23 protein-coding genes are annotated in these 23,045 nt (G+C 70.7%); 12 read left to right on the top strand and 11 right to left on the bottom strand.

The genetic code is table 11. From position 1 onward, the window contains the following. Positions 1 to 44 precede the first annotated feature (44 nt). Complete coding sequence (locus ACQEV1_RS39050) at positions 45 to 1,019, top strand: L-threonylcarbamoyladenylate synthase (RefSeq protein ID WP_433401397.1); 975 nt, start codon at positions 45 to 47, stop codon at positions 1,017 to 1,019. A 349-nt stretch (positions 1,020 to 1,368) separates the two neighbouring features. Here the strand turns inward: ACQEV1_RS39050 and ACQEV1_RS39055 are convergent, their stop codons facing one another. Continuing rightward, complete coding sequence (locus tag ACQEV1_RS39055) at positions 1,369 to 1,812, bottom strand: RNA polymerase sigma factor (protein ID WP_433406058.1); 444 nt, start codon at positions 1,810 to 1,812, stop codon at positions 1,369 to 1,371. Between the two features lie 982 nt (positions 1,813 to 2,794). Here ACQEV1_RS39055 and ACQEV1_RS39060 point away from each other — a divergent pair. Both ACQEV1_RS39060 and ACQEV1_RS39065 read left to right on the top strand, forming a co-directional pair. After that, positions 2,795 to 3,037 (top strand): hypothetical protein, encoded by a 243-nt coding sequence (locus tag ACQEV1_RS39060; RefSeq protein WP_285580030.1) that lies wholly within the window; start codon positions 2,795 to 2,797, stop codon positions 3,035 to 3,037. Between the two features lie 146 nt (positions 3,038 to 3,183). After that, positions 3,184 to 3,927, top strand: a complete 744-nt coding sequence (locus tag ACQEV1_RS39065; protein WP_433401401.1) for an SCO6745 family protein — start codon at positions 3,184 to 3,186, stop codon at positions 3,925 to 3,927. Between the two features lie 252 nt (positions 3,928 to 4,179). Here the strand turns inward: ACQEV1_RS39065 and ACQEV1_RS39070 are convergent, their stop codons facing one another. Then, positions 4,180 to 4,731 carry a TetR/AcrR family transcriptional regulator gene (locus ACQEV1_RS39070; RefSeq protein ID WP_433401404.1) on the bottom strand — a complete coding sequence of 184 codons (552 nt, stop codon included), beginning with the start codon at positions 4,729 to 4,731 and terminating at the stop codon, positions 4,180 to 4,182. A 117-nt stretch (positions 4,732 to 4,848) separates the two neighbouring features. On the opposite strand from ACQEV1_RS39070, the gene ACQEV1_RS39075 reads away from it, so the two are divergent. The 3 genes from ACQEV1_RS39075 (at position 4,849) to ACQEV1_RS39085 (ending at position 8,952) form a co-directional block, all read left to right on the top strand. Further along, positions 4,849 to 5,898 carry an aldo/keto reductase gene (locus tag ACQEV1_RS39075; RefSeq protein ID WP_433401406.1) on the top strand — a complete coding sequence of 350 codons (1,050 nt, stop codon included), beginning with the start codon at positions 4,849 to 4,851 and terminating at the stop codon, positions 5,896 to 5,898. Positions 5,899 to 5,962: 64 nt separating this feature from the next. Continuing rightward, positions 5,963 to 7,438, top strand: coding sequence for a hypothetical protein (locus ACQEV1_RS39080; RefSeq protein WP_433401408.1), 1,476 nt, complete (start codon positions 5,963 to 5,965; stop codon positions 7,436 to 7,438). A gap of 923 nt (positions 7,439 to 8,361) precedes the next feature. Then, positions 8,362 to 8,952: a hypothetical protein gene (locus ACQEV1_RS39085; protein ID WP_433401411.1), complete on the top strand. Its 591-nt coding sequence runs from the start codon at positions 8,362 to 8,364 to the stop codon at positions 8,950 to 8,952. Between the two features lie 77 nt (positions 8,953 to 9,029). On the opposite strand, the gene ACQEV1_RS39090 is transcribed toward ACQEV1_RS39085, so the two are convergent. Beyond that, positions 9,030 to 9,641, bottom strand: coding sequence for a hypothetical protein (locus ACQEV1_RS39090; RefSeq protein ID WP_433401414.1), 612 nt, complete (start codon positions 9,639 to 9,641; stop codon positions 9,030 to 9,032). A gap of 110 nt (positions 9,642 to 9,751) precedes the next feature. Beyond that, a complete protein-coding gene (locus ACQEV1_RS39095) occupies positions 9,752 to 10,195 on the bottom strand; it encodes a TetR-like C-terminal domain-containing protein (protein ID WP_433401417.1) in 444 nt (147 codons plus the stop codon). Between the two features lie 186 nt (positions 10,196 to 10,381). On the opposite strand from ACQEV1_RS39095, the gene ACQEV1_RS39100 reads away from it, so the two are divergent. Together ACQEV1_RS39100 and ACQEV1_RS39105 are read left to right on the top strand one after the other, a co-directional pair. Then, the gene (locus ACQEV1_RS39100; RefSeq protein ID WP_285580106.1) at positions 10,382 to 10,873 is read left to right on the top strand and encodes an Lrp/AsnC family transcriptional regulator; all 492 of its coding nucleotides are present in this window, start codon (positions 10,382 to 10,384) and stop codon (positions 10,871 to 10,873) included. A gap of 109 nt (positions 10,874 to 10,982) precedes the next feature. Next, positions 10,983 to 11,999: a DMT family transporter gene (locus ACQEV1_RS39105; protein WP_433401420.1), complete on the top strand. Its 1,017-nt coding sequence runs from the start codon at positions 10,983 to 10,985 to the stop codon at positions 11,997 to 11,999. Here ACQEV1_RS39105 and ACQEV1_RS39110 read toward each other — a convergent pair. Both ACQEV1_RS39110 and ACQEV1_RS39115 read right to left on the bottom strand, forming a co-directional pair. Further along, positions 11,920 to 13,383, bottom strand: a complete 1,464-nt coding sequence (locus ACQEV1_RS39110) for a serine/threonine-protein kinase (RefSeq protein WP_433401423.1) — start codon at positions 13,381 to 13,383, stop codon at positions 11,920 to 11,922. The genes ACQEV1_RS39105 and ACQEV1_RS39110 overlap by 80 nt on opposite strands. An 82-nt stretch (positions 13,384 to 13,465) precedes the next feature. After that, complete coding sequence (locus tag ACQEV1_RS39115; RefSeq protein WP_433401426.1) at positions 13,466 to 14,638, bottom strand: MFS transporter; 1,173 nt, start codon at positions 14,636 to 14,638, stop codon at positions 13,466 to 13,468. 173 nt (positions 14,639 to 14,811) lie between these two features. On the opposite strand from ACQEV1_RS39115, the gene ACQEV1_RS39120 reads away from it, so the two are divergent. Both ACQEV1_RS39120 and ACQEV1_RS39125 read left to right on the top strand, forming a co-directional pair. Next, positions 14,812 to 15,180: an ArsR/SmtB family transcription factor gene (locus ACQEV1_RS39120; RefSeq protein WP_285580527.1), complete on the top strand. Its 369-nt coding sequence runs from the start codon at positions 14,812 to 14,814 to the stop codon at positions 15,178 to 15,180. 96 nt (positions 15,181 to 15,276) lie between these two features. Beyond that, positions 15,277 to 16,224 carry a DUF1259 domain-containing protein gene (locus tag ACQEV1_RS39125; RefSeq protein WP_433401429.1) on the top strand — a complete coding sequence of 316 codons (948 nt, stop codon included), beginning with the start codon at positions 15,277 to 15,279 and terminating at the stop codon, positions 16,222 to 16,224. Between the two features lie 39 nt (positions 16,225 to 16,263). Here ACQEV1_RS39125 and ACQEV1_RS39130 read toward each other — a convergent pair whose 3' ends face one another. From ACQEV1_RS39130 to ACQEV1_RS39150, 5 genes are all read right to left on the bottom strand, one after another. Continuing rightward, positions 16,264 to 16,629, bottom strand: coding sequence for a VOC family protein (locus ACQEV1_RS39130; protein WP_285628212.1), 366 nt, complete (start codon positions 16,627 to 16,629; stop codon positions 16,264 to 16,266). A gap of 101 nt (positions 16,630 to 16,730) precedes the next feature. Further along, positions 16,731 to 17,435: a helix-turn-helix transcriptional regulator gene (locus ACQEV1_RS39135; RefSeq protein WP_433401433.1), complete on the bottom strand. Its 705-nt coding sequence runs from the start codon at positions 17,433 to 17,435 to the stop codon at positions 16,731 to 16,733. 45 nt (positions 17,436 to 17,480) lie between these two features. Further along, positions 17,481 to 18,470, bottom strand: coding sequence for a cation diffusion facilitator family transporter (locus ACQEV1_RS39140; protein ID WP_285628207.1), 990 nt, complete (start codon positions 18,468 to 18,470; stop codon positions 17,481 to 17,483). 13 nt (positions 18,471 to 18,483) lie between these two features. Continuing rightward, positions 18,484 to 19,098 (bottom strand): amino acid-binding protein, encoded by a 615-nt coding sequence (locus ACQEV1_RS39145; protein WP_433401437.1) that lies wholly within the window; start codon positions 19,096 to 19,098, stop codon positions 18,484 to 18,486. Positions 19,099 to 19,352: 254 nt separating this feature from the next. Continuing rightward, positions 19,353 to 20,375: a PHP domain-containing protein gene (locus ACQEV1_RS39150; protein ID WP_433401440.1), complete on the bottom strand. Its 1,023-nt coding sequence runs from the start codon at positions 20,373 to 20,375 to the stop codon at positions 19,353 to 19,355. A gap of 97 nt (positions 20,376 to 20,472) precedes the next feature. Here ACQEV1_RS39150 and ACQEV1_RS39155 point away from each other — a divergent pair, with 97 nt between their 5' ends. Both ACQEV1_RS39155 and ACQEV1_RS39160 read left to right on the top strand, forming a co-directional pair. Continuing rightward, positions 20,473 to 21,660, top strand: a complete 1,188-nt coding sequence (locus ACQEV1_RS39155; protein ID WP_433401443.1) for a sensor histidine kinase — start codon at positions 20,473 to 20,475, stop codon at positions 21,658 to 21,660. Continuing rightward, the gene (locus ACQEV1_RS39160) at positions 21,657 to 22,313 is read left to right on the top strand and encodes a response regulator (RefSeq protein ID WP_285628195.1); all 657 of its coding nucleotides are present in this window, start codon (positions 21,657 to 21,659) and stop codon (positions 22,311 to 22,313) included. The genes ACQEV1_RS39155 and ACQEV1_RS39160 overlap by 4 nt, the downstream gene beginning before the upstream one ends. The last annotated feature ends 732 nt before the right edge of the window (positions 22,314 to 23,045 follow it).

Genomic DNA, 23,045 nt, shown 5'->3' on the forward strand with positions numbered 1-23,045 from the left:
CTGGTAGGACAACGCGGGAAGGGAATGGTGGGAGGATTCTGAGGGTGAGGGCGAACATCAGTGACATCGAAAAGGCGGCCGGTGTGCTGCGCGCCGGAGGCCTGGTGGCCTTCCCGACCGAGACTGTCTATGGTCTGGGTGCCAACGCCGAGGACCCTGTCGCGGTCGCGCGTACCTTCCAGGTCAAGAGGCGTCCGCCCTCCCACCCGCTGATCGTCCACATCGGCGACGCGAAGCATTTGGACGAATGGGTCGCCGATGTTCCCGCGACCGCACGCCTGTTGGCCGAACACTGCTGGCCGGGGCCACTCACGCTGGTCCTACGGCGTGATCGCCGGGTGCCGCTCGAGGCGACGGGTGGCCTGGAGACGGTGGCCGTGCGCGTGCCCGATCATCCCCTCGCGCTCGGGCTGCTGTCGGCCTTCGGCGGGGGCCTCACAGCCCCGTCCGCCAACCGCTTCGGCTCGGTCAGCCCCACAACGGCGAACCACGTCCGCGCCGAGCTCGGTGATGAGGTCGACTTCGTGCTGGACGGCGGCGCCTGCGAGGTCGGCATCGAGTCCACCATCGTCGACGCCACGGGTGAGACGCCGAGCATCCTGCGACCCGGCGGAGTGACACGCGAGGACCTCGAAACGGTCCTGGGCCGCTCTCTTGCCGTCCACTCGACGAGCCGCGTCCGGGTACCGGGCCAGCATCCATCCCACTACGCGCCGCGGGCGCGAGTCGTCCTGGTCGAACCCGAGAAGGTCGTCGCCGAAGCCGAACTCGCGCAGGAGCTGGGGCACCGGGTGGGCGTGCTCGTGCCCTCCTCCTTCGCTGAGGCCCCGGTCAAGGTGCACGCCGTGGTGGCGGTCCCTGGTTCGATGGCCGCCTACGCGCGCGGGCTGTACGGGTTCCTGCGCGAGCTCGACCAGGCCGGGTGTGACCTCATCGTCGCGTCCTTGCCGGTGGAGGAGGGGTTGGGACTGGCGATCGCCAACCGGCTCCGCCGCGCCGCGGGGCCCCGGCCCTCTTAAGCCCGCCGGCATCGGCACTGTTCGACGTTCCTGCTGGAGCGCCCACCGGATAAGCCGCCCCAGGTGCGCGAGGTCGTGGCCGATCTGAAGGGCCCTGCCTGCCCCGTTACGGTGCCGAGGTGACGGGCAGGTCCAGGCCGTGGGCCGCGACGGGGCGTACGGTGCCGTCGGCCAGGGCGTAGCACAGGCCCGCGACGGCGGCTTACGCGCTCGGCACGAAGGTGGGAGCGGTCCAGCAGGAGGTCGACGGTGTGTTGGATGTGCTCGGTGAGGATCTCCTCGGTGTTCACGCGTCCGGCGGCCGCCAACTCATCCTCAAGCCCCCGCACTCGTCGTCGCGTTGCGATCCTCACCGACCCGGGTGGGTCGGTGTGTGGGCATTCGCCTGCGCGCGACTGTGCCCACGCTCTGCCCGTCCCCCGCCGGCTGGTTGTACTGCCCCGTGTCGCCCGTACTCAACCTCTACGGTCAGTACATCGATCCGCTCCTCTAGACGTTCGATGTCGTAGGGGGCCAGGGGCCTGCGGCCTCCGGCGCGGCGGTCCTTGTCGAGCTGCCGGGCACTGCGGCGGCGTTCGGCGGCCAGGACATTGCGGGCGATGCCCACCAGCCAGGCCGTCTCGCCGCCGAGCCTGGCCCGGTACCGGTCCGCCGTCTCGATGGCGGCCAGGAAGACCTCTGTGGTGAGTTCGTCCACAAGATGCGGATCGAGCACCCGGCGGGCCACGAAGCCGGTCACCATCCGGACGTGCCGCCGGTAGAAGGCATCGAAGGCCTCTGGGTCAGTGCCGATGTCGGGACATGCATCGCCGTCCTCCCTGCGAAGTCGCTTTGCCCACCTTGGGAAAACCGCAGGGAAGCGTTACACGCCGATGCGCCGCCGGGCAGGGCCGGTCACCGCACGCCCGTTCCGTAGCGGGAGTCGAGGCGCTTGGCCCCTACCGGACGCCGCACCGTCACTCCGGAACGGAGCGGGTCGAGCCACCGGAGCCTGGTCATTCGAGGAATTCAGGAACGCGGCAGTTGTCGCCAAAATGATCAGGGGTAGCCGGGTGACGCTGATCGCTCACGGCTGTTCCGTTAGGGGATCGTCCACCGGAACAGCGAGCAGCCGGAGCGGACCCGCAGGTCGAGGCGTTCCGTAGGACTGTGCCGCGAATGCTCCGGTGGTGGGGGGCTATCCGGAACACTTGAGGTGTGAACGGGACCTCGTAGCTGGGCGATTACGCAATGCCCGGTCGGCGAGAATCCTGGCTCAAGAGAGCCGGGCTTTCTCCTGGTCCATGAATTCCAGGACTTACCTTGTGACCGCGACCTGCCGGTTGTTCCAGGGCCGCCGCGTCGCCCAGCCTGTTGCCCGGCGCCCGGTTGAACGGACCGTCCGTCGGGGTCGGCCAGATCCTGGGAGATCACCTCAGCGAGAGGTGCTCTTCCTCGACGTCCTCGCGGAAGCCTCCTCTCGCCTACATCAGCTTCAGGGCTTGCTGACCTGCCGATACTCTCACACTGTGCCCGAATTATGGGCCTATGGGCGTTTTGCGGCAAACATCCCTATACTCGATGAGCTGTACGCCATCGAGTCGGCCATGCAGATGGACGCATCCGCGGACGAATGTGGCAGGCCGACCACTCGGAGGTCCGTCTGTGATCGACATCCCGCTTTACTACGCTCCAGCCGCCGGCATGGAAGGACGGCGACGCCGCGCCGATGCGCCGGCCCGCCGGGCCGCGCGCTCCCGGCTCCGCGCAACCCTCGCCCTGTCGGGGGTGAGCGTGTGAGCGCCATCGGCACCTTCATGATCTGGGGCGCCCTCGCCGGCATCCTCCTCGCCGCCGCCGTGCTGTGGCGCGGCATCGTTCGTACGCGAAACCGCACGGACAGTGATGACGCGGACGTTATGTGGCTGGGGCAGCTAGGCGAAGAATCCGGAGAGGACACCTCCATCGACCGGCGGATCGCCGCTAACGACGCCAGCCGGCGTCGCGTAGCACGGATGGGCGAGCGCTGGCTGCCATGACCGTCAACACGATGGTTCAGACGCGTTCTCCTGAACGGGCTCAGGGCGATCGACGGCGCGTCGTGCGCCGCCCCGCCCTCTGGCGAACCGAATTGGCCGGGCCTAGAACTATAGAATGCGGTTCGGTTCGAGGAGGGGCGGTTGGGATGCGCGAAATCGCGGCGGCGGTGGCCGAGCCGATCGGGCGGCTGGGTGGAGCCTTCATGATCTCTCGAGAGGCGAAGGCCTACTCGAGAGAGGTGACGTTGACCGGCTGGGCGCCGTATTTCCGGGGTCGCTTCGGGGTTCTGGGAGACGTCGACGCCGATGTGGTCGTGTCCGCGGCCGGCTTCTTCCCGGCCGAGACCGTACGGGAGGCGTGGGAAGCCGGCGCCGGTCTCTCCGCGGCGACCGCGGCTGATCGGTATGCCGTCGTGGCTCATGACTTCGGCCGCCGCAAGCTGGCCGATTTTGCCGAGTCGGCGCGCCTGGCCGATCTGCTCCAGCTCGTCGTGGACGGTGGGAACGTGGTGGGTGCGCCGCTGTTCGCCGGTTGGCGGGCGATGCGGTTGCCTGAGGATGACCGAGCACGGGTGATTCAGCTCGCCCATGTCGTACGTGAGCTCCGTGGCGGCCTGCATATCGTCGCGGTCCTGGCGAGCGGGCTCAGCCCGTTGGAGGCGATTGTGAGCGGCACCTCGGCGATCCTGCCCGACGGTGAGGCGAACGCCGAATACTTCGGCTGGCCGCGGCCGTATCCGGAGGTCACGGAGGAGGTACGGCGCCGACATATTGCCGCGGAACGACTCACTGACGAGCTGATGGCCCCCACCTTCGCGGCCCTCGACAAGACAGAAGCCGACGAACTGGTCGCCCTCCTCGCGAAGGCGGAGCGAGCCGTCTTCGGCTGAGAACTCCCGACAGAGTGATCGTTTGAGGCGGCGCCAGATCTCCCAACGGATGCGTAGCCGGCGGAACCAGTGCGGCAAGGCGGTTCCCGCCCGTCAGCGAGATGGCCAAGGGAATGCCGCCGCCCTCACCGATCAGGTGATGGACCGGGCTCGGACCGGTTTTGGGCCGCCCTTCATCGCAGCGCCTGACCTGCGGCATCGAGGTCAGGCGCCGTTCGTGTGATGTCCGGCCGTCCCCCAGTGTGACCGGCCCTACGGCCGGAAGCCGTCGATCGCCAGTTCCAGCAGGCGGTCGGCCTGGGCGGTGCCGGCCGGGTCGCCGGGGGTGCGCCACAGGCAGCTCATCAGCAAGAGGACGTCGGCGGAGTCGAGGCCGGGGCGTACCTCGCCGGCGCGTTCGCAGGCGTCGAGGAGCCGGCCGATGGCGGCGGTGACGGGGGCGTACGTCGCGTCGACGATCTCCTGGGCGGCGGCGGTGTGCAGCGCGTCACCGAGGCCGTGCTTGAGGCGCACGTAGGCCGCGAGGGTGGTGAACCAGTGCCGCAGCGCGTCCAGCGGCGTATGGGCGGCCAGGACGTCCGGCACGGAGTCGACGAGGCGGCCGATGTCGTGCCGGTAGACCTCCAGGATCAGCGCTTCGCGGGTCGGGAAGTGCCGGTAGAGCGTGCCGGCGCCGACGCCCGCGCGCTTGGCGATCGAGTTGAGCGAGGCGTCCGGGGACTCGGCGAGCGTGTCGTGGGCCACCTGGAGGATCGCCTCCCGGTTCTTCAGCGCGTCGGAGCGCTGCGGCGCGGCGTCGGGCACGGGTCCTCCTGGTGTGCGGGCGATCGCCCGATTGCGAAGCGGAGAGTTCTCCGCTAGCGTCTCCGGAGCCAGACGGAGAGTTCTCCGCTTACTCTCGTACCCACTGTAGGAGCCCCCGTGCGCTACATCAAACTCGGCCGCACCGGCCTCGACGTCTCCCCGGTCGCCATCGGCGCCATGACCTACGGCGAGCCCGGCCGCGGCCACCCCGTCTGGTCGCTCGACGAGGAGACCAGCCGCCCGCTGATCCGGCACGCCCTGGAGGCCGGCATCAACTTCTTCGACACCGCCAACATGTACTCCTACGGCTCCAGCGAGGAGATCCTCGGCCGCGCCCTCAAGGACTACGCACGCCGCGACGAGGTCGTGATCACCACCAAGGTGCGCCACACCATGCGCCCCGGCCCCAACGGCAAGGGCCTCTCCCGCAAGGCGATCATGACCGAGATCGAGGACAGCCTGCGCCGCCTCGGCACCGACCACGTCGACGTCTACATGATCCACCGCCTCGACGACGAGACGCCGCTGGAGGAGACCCTGGAGGCCCTGCACGACGTCGTGAAGTCCGGCAAGGCCCGCTACCTCGGCGCGTCCTCCATGCACGCCTGGCAGTTCGCCAAACTTCTCCACCTCCAGGAGCGCCACGGCTGGGCCCGGTTCGTCACCATGCAGGACCACTACAACCTGCTCGCCCGCGAGGAGGAACGCGGAATGCTCCCACTCTGCGCCGACGAGGGCGTCGCCACCATGGTGTGGAGCCCCCTCGCCCGCGGCCGCCTCGCCCGCCCCGCCGGCCAGGCGAACACCACGGAGCGCGCCGCCACCGACGGCGCCTACGCCGACATGCTCTACACCAAGGCCAACGCCGACAACGACCGGCAGATCCTCGACGAGGTCGGCGCCGTCGCCGACGCCCGCGGCGTCACCCGCGCCCAGGTCGCCCTCGCCTGGCTACGCCGCAACCCCGTCGTCGCGGCCCCTATCGTCGGCGCCCGCACGATCCAGCAGATCGACGACGCCGTCGCCTCCCTCGATCTCGACATCACCGACGAAGAGGCCCGCCGCCTGGAAGCCCCCTACAGCCCCCGCCACGACTTCCAGGGCATCTCCGACGAAGCGGTACTCGAGCGCATCAAGGCCGGCATCCCCGGCTACGCCGACCTCTGACGCCGCGCCGGTGGGTCGCGACGCTCGTTGACACGGCGACCGTGGCCGCGAGAAAGTCCCGCCGATGAAGAATCCCGGCCTGACACCCTTTGAGCGCAAAGTATGGGACGCGTTCCCGTACGGCCGAGACGTCCAGTTCTCTGACGCCAACGGCGAAACGGCCGAGGAAGGCCATGCGTGGGGCCCGGAGCGCTCCGTACGCGCCGAGGTCATCCGGAGGCTTCTGGTCAGTGGCCGGCCCGCCGATGGCGAGATCGCGTCACTGCGCCTGGCCGGCGTACGCGTCACCGGCCGGCTGGATCTCAGGCACGCGACGATCCCCTATGCCGTCCGGTTCTGGAACTGCCACTTCGACCACGCCCCGAACCTGTACGCGATGCGGATCCGCCAGCTCAACTTCAGCCAGTGTCACCTGCCCGGGCTGGACGCCGCCACCATCCGCGTCGACGGCGTCCTGCGGATCACCGGCAGCCGCATCCCCGGCGCGGTACGGCTCGGCGGCGCGAGGATCTCCGGGGCCTTCTTCCTCGACAAGGCCGACCTGGGCGAAGAACGAGTCGATGACGCCGAACGCGACCCGATCCTGCAGCTCAACCACGCCACCATCGACGACGACATCTGGGCGCCCCGGCTGAGGACCCGCGGACAGATCCGGCTCGCCGGAGCGACCGTCACCGGCGCCGTGAACCTCGATAACGCCGACCTGAGCGAGCCGGACCACACGGTCATCGACGCCGAGAACCTCACCGTCGGATCCAACCTGACCGCCTGGCGACTCCACGCCGAGGGCAGGATCAACCTACGCGGAGCCAAGATCCCCGCCCAGGTCAACCTCGGCGAGGCCCGTCTGTCCAACCCCCGCGGCGTCGCGTTGCGCGCCACCAGCTGCACGATCGGCGAACTCTGGCTGGGTGACGCCGCGCCCATCAGCGGATCGGTCAACCTGCGCGGCTCCCAGATCGGCCTCATCCACGCCGCCCCCGAGGTCTGGCCGGCCCATGTCAAACTCGACGGGCTCACCTACACCTCACTCCAACCCCGCCTCCCCGCCGGCCCACGGCTGGCCGTACTCGAACGCGACGACGACGGCTATGTCCCGCACGCCTACGAACAACTCGCCGCCGCGTACCGGCGCGTCGGCGACGACGCCCAAGCCCGCGCCGTGCAACTCGCCAGACAACGCCGCCACCGCACCACACTGGCCTGGTACGCCAAACTCTGGGGACACGCCCAGGACGCCACCGTCGGCTACGGCTACCGCCCCACCCGAGCCATGGCCTGGCTCCTCGGCCTCCTGCTCCTCGGCACCGTCGTCTACGGCCTCCACCACCCACAACCCGTAGAGCCAGGCAAAGCCCCCGACTTCAACGCCCTCATCTACACACTCGACCTCCTCCTGCCGATCATCGACTTCGGCCAGGAGAAGGCCTTCAACCCCCACGGCGCCTACCAGTGGCTCGCCTACCTCCTCATCGCCGCAGGCTGGATCCTCGCCACCACCGTCGTCGCCGGCATCACCCGCGCCGTCAGCCGCCAGTGACCGCTCCGCCGCTCAACGCGCCCGCTGAACGCCGGCATACGGAAATGCGGCAACGCCGCTGCACGACCCCGTCCGGTTGGGAACTGCCTTTCGCGTCTTCTTGACCCCGGCCGGGAGCACTGGAAGAACGGACGAAGAATGGCCGAGGGTGATGATGTCCATGCTCTCCGAGCGGCACGGACCGAACGTCATTCAGGTCAATCGGGCCGCGATGTACCTATTATCTCCAACGGTGGCGCCGTCGCTTGCCCATCCGCCAGACTGTGAACTTCAGGCAGCGGTCGGACATGGTCGAAGCCGGCCTCGGACGAACCGGCGTCGAACGTCCCCCTGGAGTACACAACATGGCCATGAGACGGCAGGCACAGGCCGACGACGATTGCGGCGTCGAATGACCGCACTCGGCGATCCGCGAAGCTAGGTCTGTTCGAAAGCGCGGCAGAGAAATTCTGCCGCGGTAGCTCGAAACTTCCCGAACGTGACGCCGCAATAGCGGCCAGCCCCGCAGACGAAGAGGAGTTCGTAACACTTCTCCCCTATCTGAGTGCGTCTGATATAAAGGAAGGACTCCCGTTGTGTGGAAGAGAGGGCGAACGCCCTACATCGAGGGCATACGCAAAGATGAGAGCAACGCGCAGGTCAAACAGATTCTCAGCAATATCGGGTATCAGCGATACGCGCCGGACCTGCCAGACGTGATTCTGCAGCGCGAATACGCGCGCGGCGGCGAGCAGGCGATTTTGGACAGCATCCACAGCGGCCGGATAGTGAGGTGCACAGACGGCATCCCGTACCCGCAATATTTTGAAAGAATATGGCGCGTCCATCACGGGGAATAACAAATCGATGCGAATGCCAATTGACGACTGTGCGCGATGCACCCTCTGCTCCGTCAGGTCGACGAATGCGTTAACGGAGGAAATATGCGTGAGATGGTGAGTGCCGGCCTGGCCGCCAAGGGCCGTGCAGTCCAAGCCGCGCTCGCGAAGAACCCTGCCGCGTCCTTGATGCACCCGCTGAAGCCCGTACCTGGTGGAGCGCATGTCATACTATTCGACGCATTTCCACATTCACGAGCAAGCTTTTACGTGGGATTGGTCGATGACATCGTCTTCTATCTTACCGAAGCGCCAGAAGAATTCACTTCGATGATGCGTGCCTGCGGGCTTCGTATCGACAGACCCGAGGTCGCCGTTTCTGTCGCTCGCGCCTACATCGAGACGACGCGCTCGATGCGGCAGTTCAGCGGCGTCATCGACAGCGTCGACGACATACGAATGATTCCGTGCCGAGACGCGGAAGAAGAAAGGCTTTGCCTTGACGCGACCGCCAGGCTGCGCGGCATCGTCGACCCTCCGAGCGCACGGAAGATCGGATCCAGATATGTCATAACCGCCTATGTGCTGTGCGGATCCGACCTTGACCTACGGACCCTCACCATAACGGAAGACTGCGAGATCGCCAGCCGGAATGAGCTAATCGCGTCCGATCTGCCCGTACCACTCAGTATGTAATACCGCCGGTAAAGGTGTGCCGCGCTCGGCACTTCCCGCCGACCAGCCGTGAGGCGGCGGACCCACGCTCTGGACCGCTACCAGTCGGTCGCGTCGGGCGGGAACGTTCTGAGGGTGCAGATCATGGGCTGTGGCACTCCGGGTATCGGCTTGGCGCACACGGTGCGCACGACCGGGGTGGGCGGTGGCGGTGACGGCGGCGGAGCGGTCGGCACCGGCCGGTTGAGGGCGATCTGGCCGACGAGGCGTCCGTTCCGGTAGGCACGGACCGTTGTGGGCACCTTGTCGGAAAGCTCGGCCAGGCTGATCGCGGCCACTCCCCCGTTGCGGCCCCGGGCGACGGCCACGGTACGGAACGCGGTCACCGGATCGACGACGACCATCGGATCGTTCTTGCAGCCCGTGCCGGTCAGGATCAGGATCACCCTGAGGTGCCGGTCCACGGCCGCCGCGAAGGTCATCGAGGCCGGGATGACCGAGTGGCGCACCGACGAGACCCGTCCGGTCCTCTTGGCGGGCGGGCTCTGGTCCAGCCGCAGGGAACCGGGGCCCCCCTCCAGGCGGATCCCGCAGACCCTCGTCCAGGACGGCGCCGCCGGGCAGGAACAGGAGGTCGGCTGGCGGTCACAGGCCACCAGGGCCGCACACGATAACGCGGTCGCGGACAGGACCAGGCGGTTGATCGGCATCTCGCCACCTCGGCTTCACGAGGCCTGGTCGGGCACCCGCCGGCACCCGGCGTCACCGCTTGGACGGCGCCCGCCCGCGTTCCGTTCCACGAGGACCGGCGGACCGTCGCTCAACCCGCGCCCAGGCCCCGGTCGGCGAAGGCGATCAACCACTCGAAGCCGTCGTCGACGTCGACGCTCCGCTGGAAGCCGTTGGCCGCCTGCAAGGTGGCGAAGCCGTGGCAGAGACCGCGGAGCATGCGCGGGGCGTGGTCCACGTCGCCCTTTTTGATCTCGTAGCCGCGCAGCACCGCCGTGAACGCGTCGAGCGGCCGCTGACTCGCGGTGGCCATTGGCTCGTCCGGGCCGGTCGGTTCCACGCCGATCGTCGCGGCGTAGCGGCCGGGGGTGCTCCAGGACGAAGCCGCGGAAGGCGCGCGTCGCGGCCCGCGTACCCCTGGACCGCGCCGCCCACGGCATCGGCGGCCTCGCTCAACGCCAACGCCGCGATGCGCCGGTTGAGGTCTTCCTGGCCGCTCACGTGCTCGCACCGGACCGCCCAGGTGACGGACCACGGCGAGCAGATCACCGGCGATGGCGGTACGGCTCCAGGCCGGCGCCCGTCACCTCATACGGGATCGTGCCGCCGTCGACGGCGAGGTTCTCGGTCATGGCCGCGGCCGAGGTCCGAATAAAGTTCGGCGAATGCGGCGGCGAGCCGACGCCGCGCGTACGGAGTTCGGCGTGATGGAGGGATTTTCGTGGACGCGGTGGACCGGGAGATCCTGCGGCGGCTGCAGCGGGACGGCAGGCAGACCAACCGGGAACTCGCGCAGGCGGTGGGGATCGCCCCCTCGACCGCCCTGGAGCGGACGCGCGCCCTGCGCGAGCGCGGAGTGATCACCGGTTTCCACGCCAGGGTGGACATGACGGCGCTCGGCCGCAGCGTGCAGGCGCTGATCTCGATCCGGATCAGGCCGCAGTCGCGGGAGGCCATCGAGTCGGTGCGGGACAGCATGGCCAAGCTTCCCGAGACGCTCGGGGTGTTCGTCGTGACGGGCAACGAGGACCTCCTCGTCCACGTGGCCGTGCCCAGCACGACGTACCTGCGGGACTTCGTCCTCGACCGCCTCGCGCGGCGCAAGGAGTTCGTGGACGTGCGCACCACCGTGGTGTTCGACTACGTGCAACCGGCCGAGCAGTCCGAACTTTCGGACGTCGGAGAGCGGGATCACCGAAGCTCGTACGGCTGACCGCGGGGAAAGCGAAGCCCTGGCGAACGATTGACGGCCGGGCCGCACCCGCTCGAACGAAGTTCGCCTCCCGGCGTCTTTTCGCGCATTTCTCCCTAACGTCGCGGCCATGGAGCAACGAAACGACGTTTCCGGAGTGCTGCTGGTGCTCATGGCCGGAATCCTGTGGGGCACCGTCGGACCGGCCCAGGTGCTGGCCGACGTCCCGGCGGGGCCGGTCGCCCTGGGCGGCGCCCGGATCCTCCTCGGCGGCGTCGTGCTGGCGGTCGCCGTTCTGGTGACGGCTCCCCGCGCGTACCGCACGCTGTCCCGTACGACCTGGCCGCCGTTGCTGGCCGCCACCGCCGCCACCGCCACGTTCCAGGCCGCGTTCATGACCTCGGTCGCGCGGACCGGCGCTGCCGTCGCGACCGCCATCGCGTTCGGGATCGCGCCGGTCAGCACCGGAGTCTGCGAACGGCTGGTGCTCGGCACCCGGCTGACGCGGCGCTGGATCGCCGGTACGGCAGGGGCGATCGCCGGCTGCGCCCTGGTGATGACACCGGCCGGCGCCGTACGGGTCGACGCGTACGGCGCGGCGTTCGGGGTGTTGGCCGGCGGGTGTTTCGGCGTCTACACGGTGTCGGCCAAGCGGCTCATCCAGAAGGGCGCCGGCATGCCGGCCGCCGTATCGATCACGCTGCTGGCCGGTGGGGCGGTCCTCGCTCCGTGGACCCTGGCCGGTCTGCCCGCGCTCGGCACCGTACGCGGGCTCGCCCTGGTCACGTGGCTCGGTCCGATCACCGCGGCGCTGGCGTACTGGTTCTTCGTCACCGGCCTGCGCCGCGTCACCGCGGCGACGGCGGGCACGCTGTCACTGGCCGAGCCGCTGGTCGCCGCCGCCCTGGCCGTCTCCGTCCTCGGCGAGCGCCCGTCCGCGCCGGTGACCGCGGGTTCGGTCCTGCTGCTCGGCGGGCTCGCCATCGTCTCCGTACCGTCGAGGCGTACGCCGCGAGGTGCCGGACAGAGGACACTCTGCTCACCGCCGCCGGGAACGCGGCCGAGACCTAATGGGTCAGCACCCCGTGTCCGGTGGGGTTCTCGAAGGAATAGTCGATTCTCTTTCCGGTCCGGTACCTCAGTGTGATCACCGTGTCGGTGCAGTTGAGCCGTCCCGTCTTGATGTGCTCTTCCACCACCAGGCGGTCGGCGGAGGCCTTGGTGAGCTTGAGTTCTCCGACGCATCGCAGCGTCGTGTACGAGGAACGGCCGACGACGGCGCCGATCCGGCCCCGGGTGAGGGTGAGCACCACGGGATACGGGCTTTTGGACAATCCTTTCTGGTCGATCGAACCGTGCCACGTTCCGAGGAACTTGGCCGGGACGTCATCGCCGCCCTGCCCCGGCGGGGCGGTCACACCCGACCTCGGAGGATCGGCCGACGTCCCCGAACCCGACACCAGGGTCCTCATCATCCACACGAAGGCCGACACGGCCAGCACGGCCAGCACGATCAGCACGGTCACGATCGCGAAGAGACCGAAGCCCAGGCCGGGCGAGCGTTTCCGCGGGCGCGGCGGCGGAGGAGGCGGATACCGCACACGCGCCACACGGTGAGGGCGCGCGACCGGGACCGGCGCGTGCATCGTGATGGTGGGCGGCTGCTGTCGTCCGCCCGTGGAGGCGCCGACCGGTACTTCCGTGGCGGGACCCGGTGCGTCCGGGCGGTGGCCGGTCAGTCGCGTCAGGAGCTCGGGGACGCCGGGCCGGGCCTTGGGGTCCTTGGCCAGCGACGCTTCGACGATGTCGCGCAGCGAGCGGTCAAGGCCTTCCAGGTCCGGCGGCTCGTAGACCACGCGGTGCAGGATCTCCGGGAGCGTACGGCCGGTGAAGGGGCCGCGGCCGGTGCCCGCGAACGCCAGGACGCACCCCCAGGAGAACACGTCGGCGGCGGGGGTGACGTCGGCGCCGTTGATCAGCTCGGGCGCCAGGAACGCGGGCGTGCCCACCAGCTGTCCGGTCCGGGTGACCGTGGTGAGGCTGTCGAGAGCCCGGGCGATCCCGAAGTCGATGACGCGGGGTCCGAAGGATGAGAGCAGGACGTTGGTGGGCTTGAGGTCCCGGTGCACCAGTCCGGCGTCGTGGATGGCCGACAGTGCGGTCGCCATTCCCACCGCCAGGCCCTCCAGGTCCGATCCGCGCAGCGGCCCCTCGGACTCGACCGCGTCCTGCAGAGTGGGGCCGGTGATGAACTCGGTGACGACGTAGTAGGGAGGGCGGTCGAGTTCGGCGTCGAGTACGGGCGCCGTACAGAACCTGCGGACGCGGCGAGCCGCCCGGACCTCCTGCCGGAAACGCTCGGCGAAGGCGGTGTCAGTGGCGAGTTCCTGGTTGATGACCTTGATCGCGGCCTTCTGGCCGTCATCGTCCTCACCCAGGTACACGGTTCCCATGCCACCACGCCCGAGCCGGCTCAGCAGGCGGTAGCCGCCCAGGCGTCGGGGGTCGCCGGGCTGAAGATCCTCTGGCATGCGCGGTCCGTCCAAGGGGGAGGCGGCGTCGCGATCAGACTACTGATCGCACACGGCCCCAGAGGCGAATCGGCCTGGCCGGTCACGCCGCCGTACGGCGCCGGTCGGCGAGGACCACGACGCCGCCGACGGCCGCCAGGCTCAGCAGTACGGCGCCGAAGGCGGTCGCGCCCGACGTGAGGCCCACGGCGTCGCTGAGGTAGCCGGCGGAGACGGGCAGGAGACCGGCGGGCAGATAGCCGCCCACGTTGAGAGCCGCGTTGGCCTCGGCCAGGCGCCGGGCCGGGACGCTGGAGTTCAGCAGGGACAGCCCGCCGAGCTGCCCCATGCCCTGGCCGGCGCCGGCCAGCAGGGCGGCGGCGACGAGCGCCGGGACGGACGCGGTGTGCACGGCCGTGATCAGGGCGGCCATGCCGGCCGTGGTGCTGACCGCGCCGGCCGTGAGAACGGTGCGCCGGCGCAGCCGCTGGACGGCGAACTGCACCGCGGTGGCGGCGAGGAACATCACGAACGCCATGGCGCCCGCGACGACGCGGCTGGTGGTGCCGAGCAGACCGGACAGCAGCGAGGGGCCCAGCGACAGCACGAAGGACGTCGCGGTGATGCCCGGCGCGAACACGGCGACGCCGAGGGTGAGCTGCCGGCCGTTGCCGTGGGGGACGCGCGGGAGGCGCACCCAGGCGCCCGTGACCGGTACGGCCGGACGCGGCGCGGGCATGCGCACGACGACGAGGACGGCGGTGACCAGCAGCGCGGCCTCGACGACGAAGACGGTGACGGTCGGGCCCGGCACGACCTCGGAGAGCACCCCGGCCAGCAGCGGCCCCAGCCCCGCGCCGAAGACCATGGAGCAGGAGGCGAGCAGCGCGGCGAGCCGCCTGCGGTGCGGACCCGCCACGTCGGTGACCGCCGCCATGCCGGCCGAGACGACGGCGCCGACGGCGATGCCGGCGAAGAGCCGGGCCACGATCAGCGCGACCACGGTCGACGCGGTCGCGAAGATCACACAGGCGGCGAGGGCGAGGCCGAGAGCGGGCAGCAGCACGCGCCTGCGTCCGAGCCGGTCGGAGACCACGCCGGACACGAGCAGGGAGCCGAGCAGCCCCACGATGTAGCAGGCGAAGATCACGGTGAGCGTGCCCTTGGAGAAGCCGATGTCGCGCTGCCACAGCACGTACAGCGGGGTGGCCGCGTTGGACAGCACGAACACGGCGGCGACCGGCCAGGCGGCCAGCCACACCCACCACGTCGGCACCGGACGCTCCCCGATCCCGGGTCCGCGTGGAACGGTCTGACTCTCTGCCACTGCACCCTCCCGACAGTACGACAAAAGTCGAACTAGTACGAATAGGGTCGGACTGTAGCATCCAGTACGATCAGAGTCGAACAAGGAAACGTCGTCAGGAGGAGCCGCCCGTGCCGCCGACCATGGCCGCCGCGCCCGCCATCAGGGAGCTGCCCGAACCCCCCGGCCTGCCCGAGCCGCTGCCCGAGCCGGCAGTGGACGACCTGCGCCTGGAGACGGTGCTGAGCGCACTCAGCGAGCCGCTGCGCCTGCGCATCGTGCGCAAGCTGCTGCTGGAGCGGGAGAGCTTCGACCACCCGTGCGGCTGGTTCGGCCTCGACCGTCCGAAGTCGTCGCTCACCCACCACTTCAAGGCCCTGCGCGAGGCCGGGATCATCCGGCAGCGCCAGTACGGCCTGGAGCGCCGCAGCCACGTACGCGTCGCCGACCTCGACGCCCGCTTCCCCGGCCTGCTGGCCCTGGTGACGGCCTGGACCCCGGACGCCCGCTGACCGCCCCGAGGCCGGAAACACGGTACGCACCCCGACAACCGGGGAACGGCTCATATAGCGGCATCCGACACCTCGGCCGACGGGGGGAGGAAGACGATGTCCGGTCCGTTCCCGTGGCAGGTACGCGCCTCACCGGCGCACTGGCGGCGACACCGTGTCCTCGGCCTGGCGACGGCCGCCGCGCTCGCCCTCACCGGCGGCACGGCCCCGGCGAAGGCGGGCGGCATCGACTGGAACGCCGTGGGCCGCGCCATCGGCCGGCCGCTGCAGAGCGAGGCCGGCGGCGTGCACACCGCCGAGTGGCTGCGCACCGACCTGCACGTCGTCAACGCCGGCGTACGGGAGAACCCCGGCATGGAGCTGAACGCCGAGGCCTCCTTCCACCAGACCGCTCCCGGCCGAGCCCTGATGATCGGTGAGGTCACGCTGACCGGCCCCGAGGTGAACCGGGTCGCCGACCGCCTGCGGCAGGGCGGCGTGGAGATCACCGCCCTGCACAAGCACCTCCAGGACGAGACCCCGCGCCTGTGGTGGATGCACTACTGGGCCCAGGGCGATCCCGTCCGCATCGCCCGTACGGTGCACACCGCTCTCGCGCAGACCGGCATCCCCCTCCACCAGCCGGAGGGCACCGAACCCCCGGTCGCCCTGGACACCGCGGCCCTGGACCGCGTCATCGGCGCCAGGGGCGAGGACGAGCACGGCGTGCTGCAGTATCACATCCCCGTCGCCCAGAAGATCACCGACACCCGCGCCCACGTCACGCTGCCGTACCTGATGGAGGCCTCGACGCTGCTGATGTTCCAGCCGCTCGGAGCCGGACGCGCCGCGGTCAACGGCGACTTCACGATGATCGCCGACCAGGTCAACCCGGTGATCAACGCCCTGCGCTCGCACGGCATGACCATCGTCGAGCTGCACAACCACATGCTGTACGAGCAGCCGCGCCTGTTCTACCTGCACTTCTGGAAGACCGGAAACGCCACCGCGCTCGCCCGTACCCTGCGCGCGGGCCTCGATCAGGTCCACGCGCCCCGCCGTTGAGGCGGGTGGACGCGCCCGCGAGCGCCCACCCGCCCGAGCTCAGGCGCTCGGCGGCGGGGTGAAGATGCCGAAGTGGTTGCCGGTGGTGTCGCGCAGCTGGGCGAAGACCAGGCCGTCCGGCGTGGTGGTCGGCGGCACGATCGCCTTCGCGCCGAGCGACTCCGCCTTCGCCAGGGCCGCCGCCACGTCCTCGACCGTCACGTAGAAGATGGCGTAGCCGGGGAACCCGCCCTCCGAGTCGAAGAGCCCTCCACTGACGTGGTCGGCGCCCGGCGCCGTGATCTCCCGGTACGGCCCGTCGCCGGCGAACGTCCAGCCGAACAGCTCGCCGTAGAACTTCTGGGCCTCCTCCGGCCGGTCGGTCGCGACCTCGAACCATCCCACCGCGTTGTACTGAGCACTCATCATCGTCGCCTTCCGATCCGGGACTCCGCGCGGATCCGCGCGGACGACACGTACGATCCCGCCCGCCGGCGACAGCCCTATGTCGGTGTTTCCCGGGGAGTTCAGCCGAGTTGGAGTGCGTGTGCCACCAGGTCCGGAACGCGCGGGGCCATCTCGCCGAAGTCGCGTACGGGCGCGGTCTCCTCCAGCAGCGACGCCCGGCGGATGCGGTCCATGCGGAACAGGCGCGGGCCCTCGCGCAGGCGGCACCAGCCGACGAGGTACCAGTCGCGCGCGCCCGACACGAACGCGACCGGCTCGACGTCGCGTTCGGTCTCGGTGCCGTTGCGGTCGACGTAGGCCAGCCGCACCACCTGCCGCAGGGCCACGGCCTCCTCGACGACGGCGGGCACGACGGCACGGTCGTCCTCCCCGCCCGGCACCAGGAACCGGATCCGCTCGGCCAGCTCGCGCGCCTCGGCGCCGTCGGCGGCCGACATCGCAGCGATGATCTTGAGCAGGGCGGTGCGCGCGGACCGGGCGAACGGCGCTTCCGTGGCCCGGCCCAGCGCGATGCCCACGGCGACCGCCTCGGCCGGAGTGAAGTTCATAGGGGGCAGGGTGCGGGTGCGGTCGAGGGTGTAGCCGCCGCTGCGCCCGGTGTCGGCGTAGATCGGCACGCCCGCCTGCTGAAGCGCGCTCACGTCGCGTTCGATGGTGCGGACGCTGACGTCGAAACGGTCGGCGAGCGAACGGGCGCTGCGCCGGCCGGGCGCGCTCGCCCGGAGTTCTTCGACGATCGCGTAGAGGCGGTCGGTACGGTTCACGCCCCGAACGTAGGTCGCGACACCGACATTTACCGGCGAACGCCGTCAGGCGGTCTCGTCGGCGATTTGCCTGCCGTACCGGGCCAGAACGCGTTCGCGCAGGCCGGAGTCGTCGCGGGGTACGGGTTCGAGGAACACCTCATAGACCTCGTGGTAAGCCTCGTGCAGCTCGCCGTCGAGCCGCGCGCACGCGCGTTCGACGTCGGCGGCGCCGAGGGAGTCGTCGAAGTCCAGCCGGGCGCAGACGAGCACCTGGTCGGTGCCGACGTTCATCGTCAGCAGGTCGACGAGCTCCTCGACCTCGGGCGCGTTCGTCAGCATCCGGCGCATGCCCTCCAGCACCTCCGGCCGCGCCTGGCGGCCGACGAGCAGCTCCCGGTTCGTCCGGCCGAGCAGGAACGCGACCAGCGACAGCATCAGGCCGATGAGCAGCGAGGCGATGCCGTCACCGACGGCCGAGCCGGTCAGCTGGTGCGTCAGCAGGCCGAGAGCGGCGAAGGCGATGCCGAGCAGCGCCGCCGAGTCCTCGAACAGGACGGACTTGGCGGTCGGGTCGTCGGTCGTGCGGAGGAACTCCAGGAAGCCCTGGTCGCGCTCGCGCGCGTGCTGCCGGGTCTCGCGGAACGCCTGCCGCCACGAGATGAACTCCAGCACGGCCGAGATCGCCAGCACGACGTAGCCGATGAGCGGGCTGGCCTCCTCGGCGCCCTTGCCGAGAAGCGCCCCGATGCCCTGGATGAACGCGAACAGCGCACCCATCCCGAAGATGCACACGGCGACGAGCAGTGACCAGAAGTAGCGCTCGGTGCCGTGGCCGAAGGGATGCCGCGAGTCCGCGGGCCGCTTACTGCGCCGCAGCGCGGTGAGGAGGAAGACCTCGTTGATCGAGTCGACGAACGAGTGTCCCGCCTCCGCCGCCATGGACGCCGAACCGGTTATCAGCGCGGCGGCCGTCTTGGCCAGCGCGATGCCCAGATTGGCCGCGAGCGCCAACAGGACGGTCAGCAGGCCTTTCTGTTTCTTTACCTTCGCCACGCGCCATAGCGTGTCATGCCGCAGCTGAAACGCCCAATACGGCCTCGGCCGCGGTCGCGAGCTGGATCAGCCGCTCGATCTCCGTCCGGTGGAACGGCGGGGCCGCCACCCGGGCCAGGAGCAACGTCTGCGTGGCACCGCCGACCGGCACGCAGGCGTACCGGACCCCGTCCTCGCCGGTGAAGGCGCGGCCGGAGGAGGCGGGCAGCGGCGGCGGTACCACCGGGTCGGGCGCCTGCCAGCTCGCGTGCACCACCGTGCCGTCCGGGGTCAGCATGGCGGCCCAGTCGGCGCCGAAGATCTTGGGCACCGCCTCGACCAGCGCGACGACGCCGTTCGGCGGGTTCGAGGCCATCTGGCCCACGACCTCGACGTCGGAGAAGACGCCCGGCGCCTCGGTCGTACGCCAGACCCCGTCGACCACGACACCGCGGACCGAGTACAGCGCGTCGCACAGGACGTCGAGCGAGACGCCGTCCGGCCAGGTGACCGTGACGTCGTCGACGGCGCGGCCCGCGGCACGCTCCAGCACCACCACCTGGACGATGTCGGCGCCGGCGGCGCCCAGCGTGCGGGCGACCGTACCGAGTGATCCCGGCCGGTCCGGCAGCTTGATTCGGATGCGCAAGAGCGACAAAACGCTCACCTCCCTGCCGAACAAGGTGCCCTATCGACATTTCCGGCATGTTGCCCACGTGTATCCATGCCGCTACCAGCCGACCAGAGGGCGTCTCCGCAGGTCGGAACGGTCAGATCACCTTGGCCAGGAGCTCGGCCATCATCGGCTCACGGTCCCGCAGGGTGAGGCCCGCACCAGGCCGTCCATCAGCTCGGCGGGACCTCGACGGCGGGCGGCGCACCGACATCACGCCCTGACCGGCGTCAGGCGGCGGCCCAGGCGAGCAGGTCGTCCAGGCACATCGTGTTGACGACGCGCTCCGGGGGCACGCCGCACCGGGCCGCGCGCTCACACCCGAACGGCTGCCAGTCGAGCTGACCCGGCGCGTGGGCGTCGGAGTCGATGGAGAACCGGCAGCCCGCCTCCAGCGCGGGGCGCAGCAGGCGTTTGGGCGGGTCGAGCCGGTCCGGCCGGGAGTTGATCTCCACCGCGACGTCGTGCCGTACGCAGGCGGCGAAGACCCGCTCGGCGTCGAACTCCGACTCGGGCCGCTTGCCGCCGCGGCGGCCACCGGCCGCGACGATGCGGCCGGTGCAGTGGCCGAGGACGTTGACGCGCGGGTTCTCGATGGCGGCCAGCATGCGCGGGGTCATCTCGGCCGACGGCATGCGCAGCTTGGAGTGCACACTGGCGACGACGACGTCGAGCTCGGCCAGCAGCTCGGGGTCCTGGTCGAGCGAGCCGTCGTCGAGGATGTCGACCTCGATGCCGGTCAGGATGCGGAACGGCGCGAGCTCCTTGTTCAGCGCCGCGACGACGTCGAGCTGTGAACGGAGCCGCTCCGGCGACAGGCCGTTCGCCACCTTCAGCCGCGGCGAGTGGTCGGTCAGCGCGACATAGTCGTGGCCGATGCCGATCGCGGCCGCCGCCATCTCCTCGATCGGCGAACCCCCGTCCGACCAGTCCGAGTGCGTGTGCAGGTCGCCGCGCAACGCCGCACGCAGCGCCTCCGCGGCCTCGTCGAGCGGCTGCCCCTCGGTCGCCTCGAGCCGCCGCAGGTACACGGGCGTCTCCCCGTCGAGCGCCTCCTTGATCACCAGTGCGGTGACCTTGCCGACGCCGGACAGCTCCTCCAGCGTGCCGGCTCGCGCGCGGGCGGCCAGGTCGCCGGCCGGGGTGCGCTCGACCGTCGCGGCCGCGCGGCGGAACGCGCGCACGCGGTAGGTCGCCTCGCCGGCGCGCTCCAGCAGGAACGCGATGCGTTTGAGTGCCTCGAGGGGATCCATGGCCTTCTTTCTACCCGTGCCCCATACCGGAGTAGCACCCGCGGGATCCCTCTGACGTCGGACGCGTCCCGCGTGCGCGGCCCCCTAAGCTCGGCGCATGACCGGTGAGCGGAGCGCCGCGGCGCCGCGGCGTGGGCGCATCCGCTCCCGCCTGCGGGTGGGCCGCGTCGACATCGTCGTGGCGTTGGACTTCGTCATCGCCCTGCTGTTCTTCGCCCTCGACAACGCCGTTCCGCGCCCGCCGCACCCGTCCCCCGGTCATCCCTCCGACGTCCTGCTCATCCTCATCTCGTTCATCACCGCGGCGCCGCTCACGCTCCGCGACCGGCGGCCGCTCGCCGCGTGGCTGTGCTCGGCCGGCGGGGTCCTGGCCGCCCGCGCCCTGCTCCTCGCTCAGGGCCTCAGCCTGCCCTACCTTCCGGGCGCCGTCGTGGTCTACCTGCTGTGCCTGTACGCGGTGGGGGTCCGTGGCGGCAACCGCGTCACGGCCGGCGCCGCCGTCGTCACGGTCGTCGGCGCGGCGGTGGTCGACTCGTCCACCGCCGCGGTCGCGGTTCCCATGTTGGTCCCCCTCGTCGCCGGCCATCTCGTACGGATGCGGCGCACCACCCGGCAGGTGCTCGCCGAGCAGGAGGCGCGGCACGCGGCCGAGACGGCCGTGCTGGAGGAGCGCCAGCGGATCGCACGCGAGTTGCACGACGTCGTCGCCCACCACATGTCGGTCATCGCGATCCAGGCCGAGGCCGCGCCGTACAAGGTCACCGATCCCCCGCCCGAACTGGCCGAGAGCTTCGCCGACATCCGCGCCAGCGCCCTCGAAGGGCTGACCGAGCTACGCCGCGTCCTCGGTGTGCTGCGCACCGGCCACACGCCGGACACCACGCCGCAGCCCGGCCTCGACCGCCTGGAGGAGGTCGTCGCCTCCGCCCGGAGCGGCGGGCTGACCGTCGAGGTCTCCTCGACCGGCGAACCGCCGCCGCTGCCGCAGGGGGTGGCACTGTCGGCGCACCGCATCCTGCAGGAGGCGCTCAGCAACGCCATGAAGCACGCGCCGGGCGCATCGGTGACCGTGGACATCGACTACCGCTCCGACGAACTGCGCCTGCACGTCGTCAACGGTCCCGGCACCGCGCCCCGGCCGGTCGCCGAGAGCGGCGGCGGCCACGGTCTCGTCGGCATGCGCGAACGTGCGAGCATGCTCGGCGGCACGCTCGCCGTCGGCCCCCGGCCCGACGGCGGGTTCGCCGTCACCGCCGTCCTCCCGTACCAGAAGGCCCACACATGATCCGTGTGCTCATCGCCGACGACCAGGGCATGGTCCGGTCCGGTTTCTCCATCCTGCTGAACGCCCAGCCCGACATCCACGTCGTGGGCGAGGCGGTCGACGGTAAGGAGGCGGTGGCGCGCGCGGCGGAACTGCGCCCCGACGTGGTCCTGATGGACGTCCGCATGCCGGTGATGGACGGCCTGGCCGCCACCCGCATCATCACCGCGGGCGAGGCCGCGCCGAAGGTGCTGGTCCTGACCACCTTCGACCTGGACGACTACGTGTACGAGGCGCTGCGTTCGGGCGCCAGCGGGTTCCTGCTGAAGGACGCCTCGGCGAGTGAGCTGTCCGACGCGGTGCGCGTCGTCGCGCGGGGCGACGCGCTGCTCGCCCCGGTGGTGACCCGGCGGCTCATCGCCGAATTCGCCCGCATGGGCGCGCCGCGGGGCCCCGACGGCCGGCTCGCGGAGGGACTCACCGAACGCGAGAGCGAGGTGCTCGGCCTGGTGGCGCGCGGCATGTCCAACGCGGAGATCGCCGCCGAGCTCGTCCTGGCCGAACAGACCGTGAAGACGCACGTCGGACGCATCCTGATGAAACTGGAGCTGCGCGACCGCACCCAGGCCGTGGTCTACGCGTACGAGACCGGCCTCGTCCGCCCCGGCGGGTAACCCAAGCCCAGGCGGCTCGGACAGGCGGCCCGAACCCCGGCCGCTCAGACGGGCAGGCGCGCGGCCCCAACCCCAGCCGCCTGGGCGCAGGCCTAACCTCGACCGCGCAGGCGGGCAAGCCCAGCCCCAGCCGCGCAGGCCGAACCTCGACCGCGCAGGCCCAGCCTCCCAGGCGCTGGGCGCGCAGACGCGCGGCCCGAACCCCGCCGGCCCGGGCGCGCAGACCCAGTTTCGGCCACTCTGGCGGGCAGGCCCGATTTCGTCCACTCGGGCGCGCAGCCCCAACCCCAGCCACGCAGGTGGGCAGGCCCAGCCCCAGCCGCGCAGGCGAGCACGCCGAGCCCCGACCGCTCGGGCGAGCAGCCTCAACGCCAGCCGCGCAGGCCGAACCTCGACCGCGCAGGCCCGACCCTCCAGCCGCTTGGGCGCGCAGACGCGCGGCCCGAACCCCGACCGCCCGGGCGGGCAGGCCCAGCCCCGGCCGCGCAGGGCGCGGCCTCAACCTCAGCCGTCCGGGGCGCAGGCCCAACCGACCGCGCAGGTGGGCACACCGAGCCCCGACCGCTCCGGTGACCAGCCTCAACCCCGGCCCCGCAGGCGCGCCGCACCGACCCCAGCCGCCCGGGGACGCAGGCCCAACCGACCGCGCAGGCACGTAGGCCGAACCCCGACCGCGCAGGCGGGCACGCCGAGCCCCGACCGCTCGGATGAGCGGCACCGCCCCAGCCACTC

This window comes from Actinoallomurus sp. CA-142502, assembly GCF_050936355.1.
Classification (GTDB): domain Bacteria; phylum Actinomycetota; class Actinomycetes; order Streptosporangiales; family Streptosporangiaceae; genus Actinoallomurus; species Actinoallomurus iriomotensis.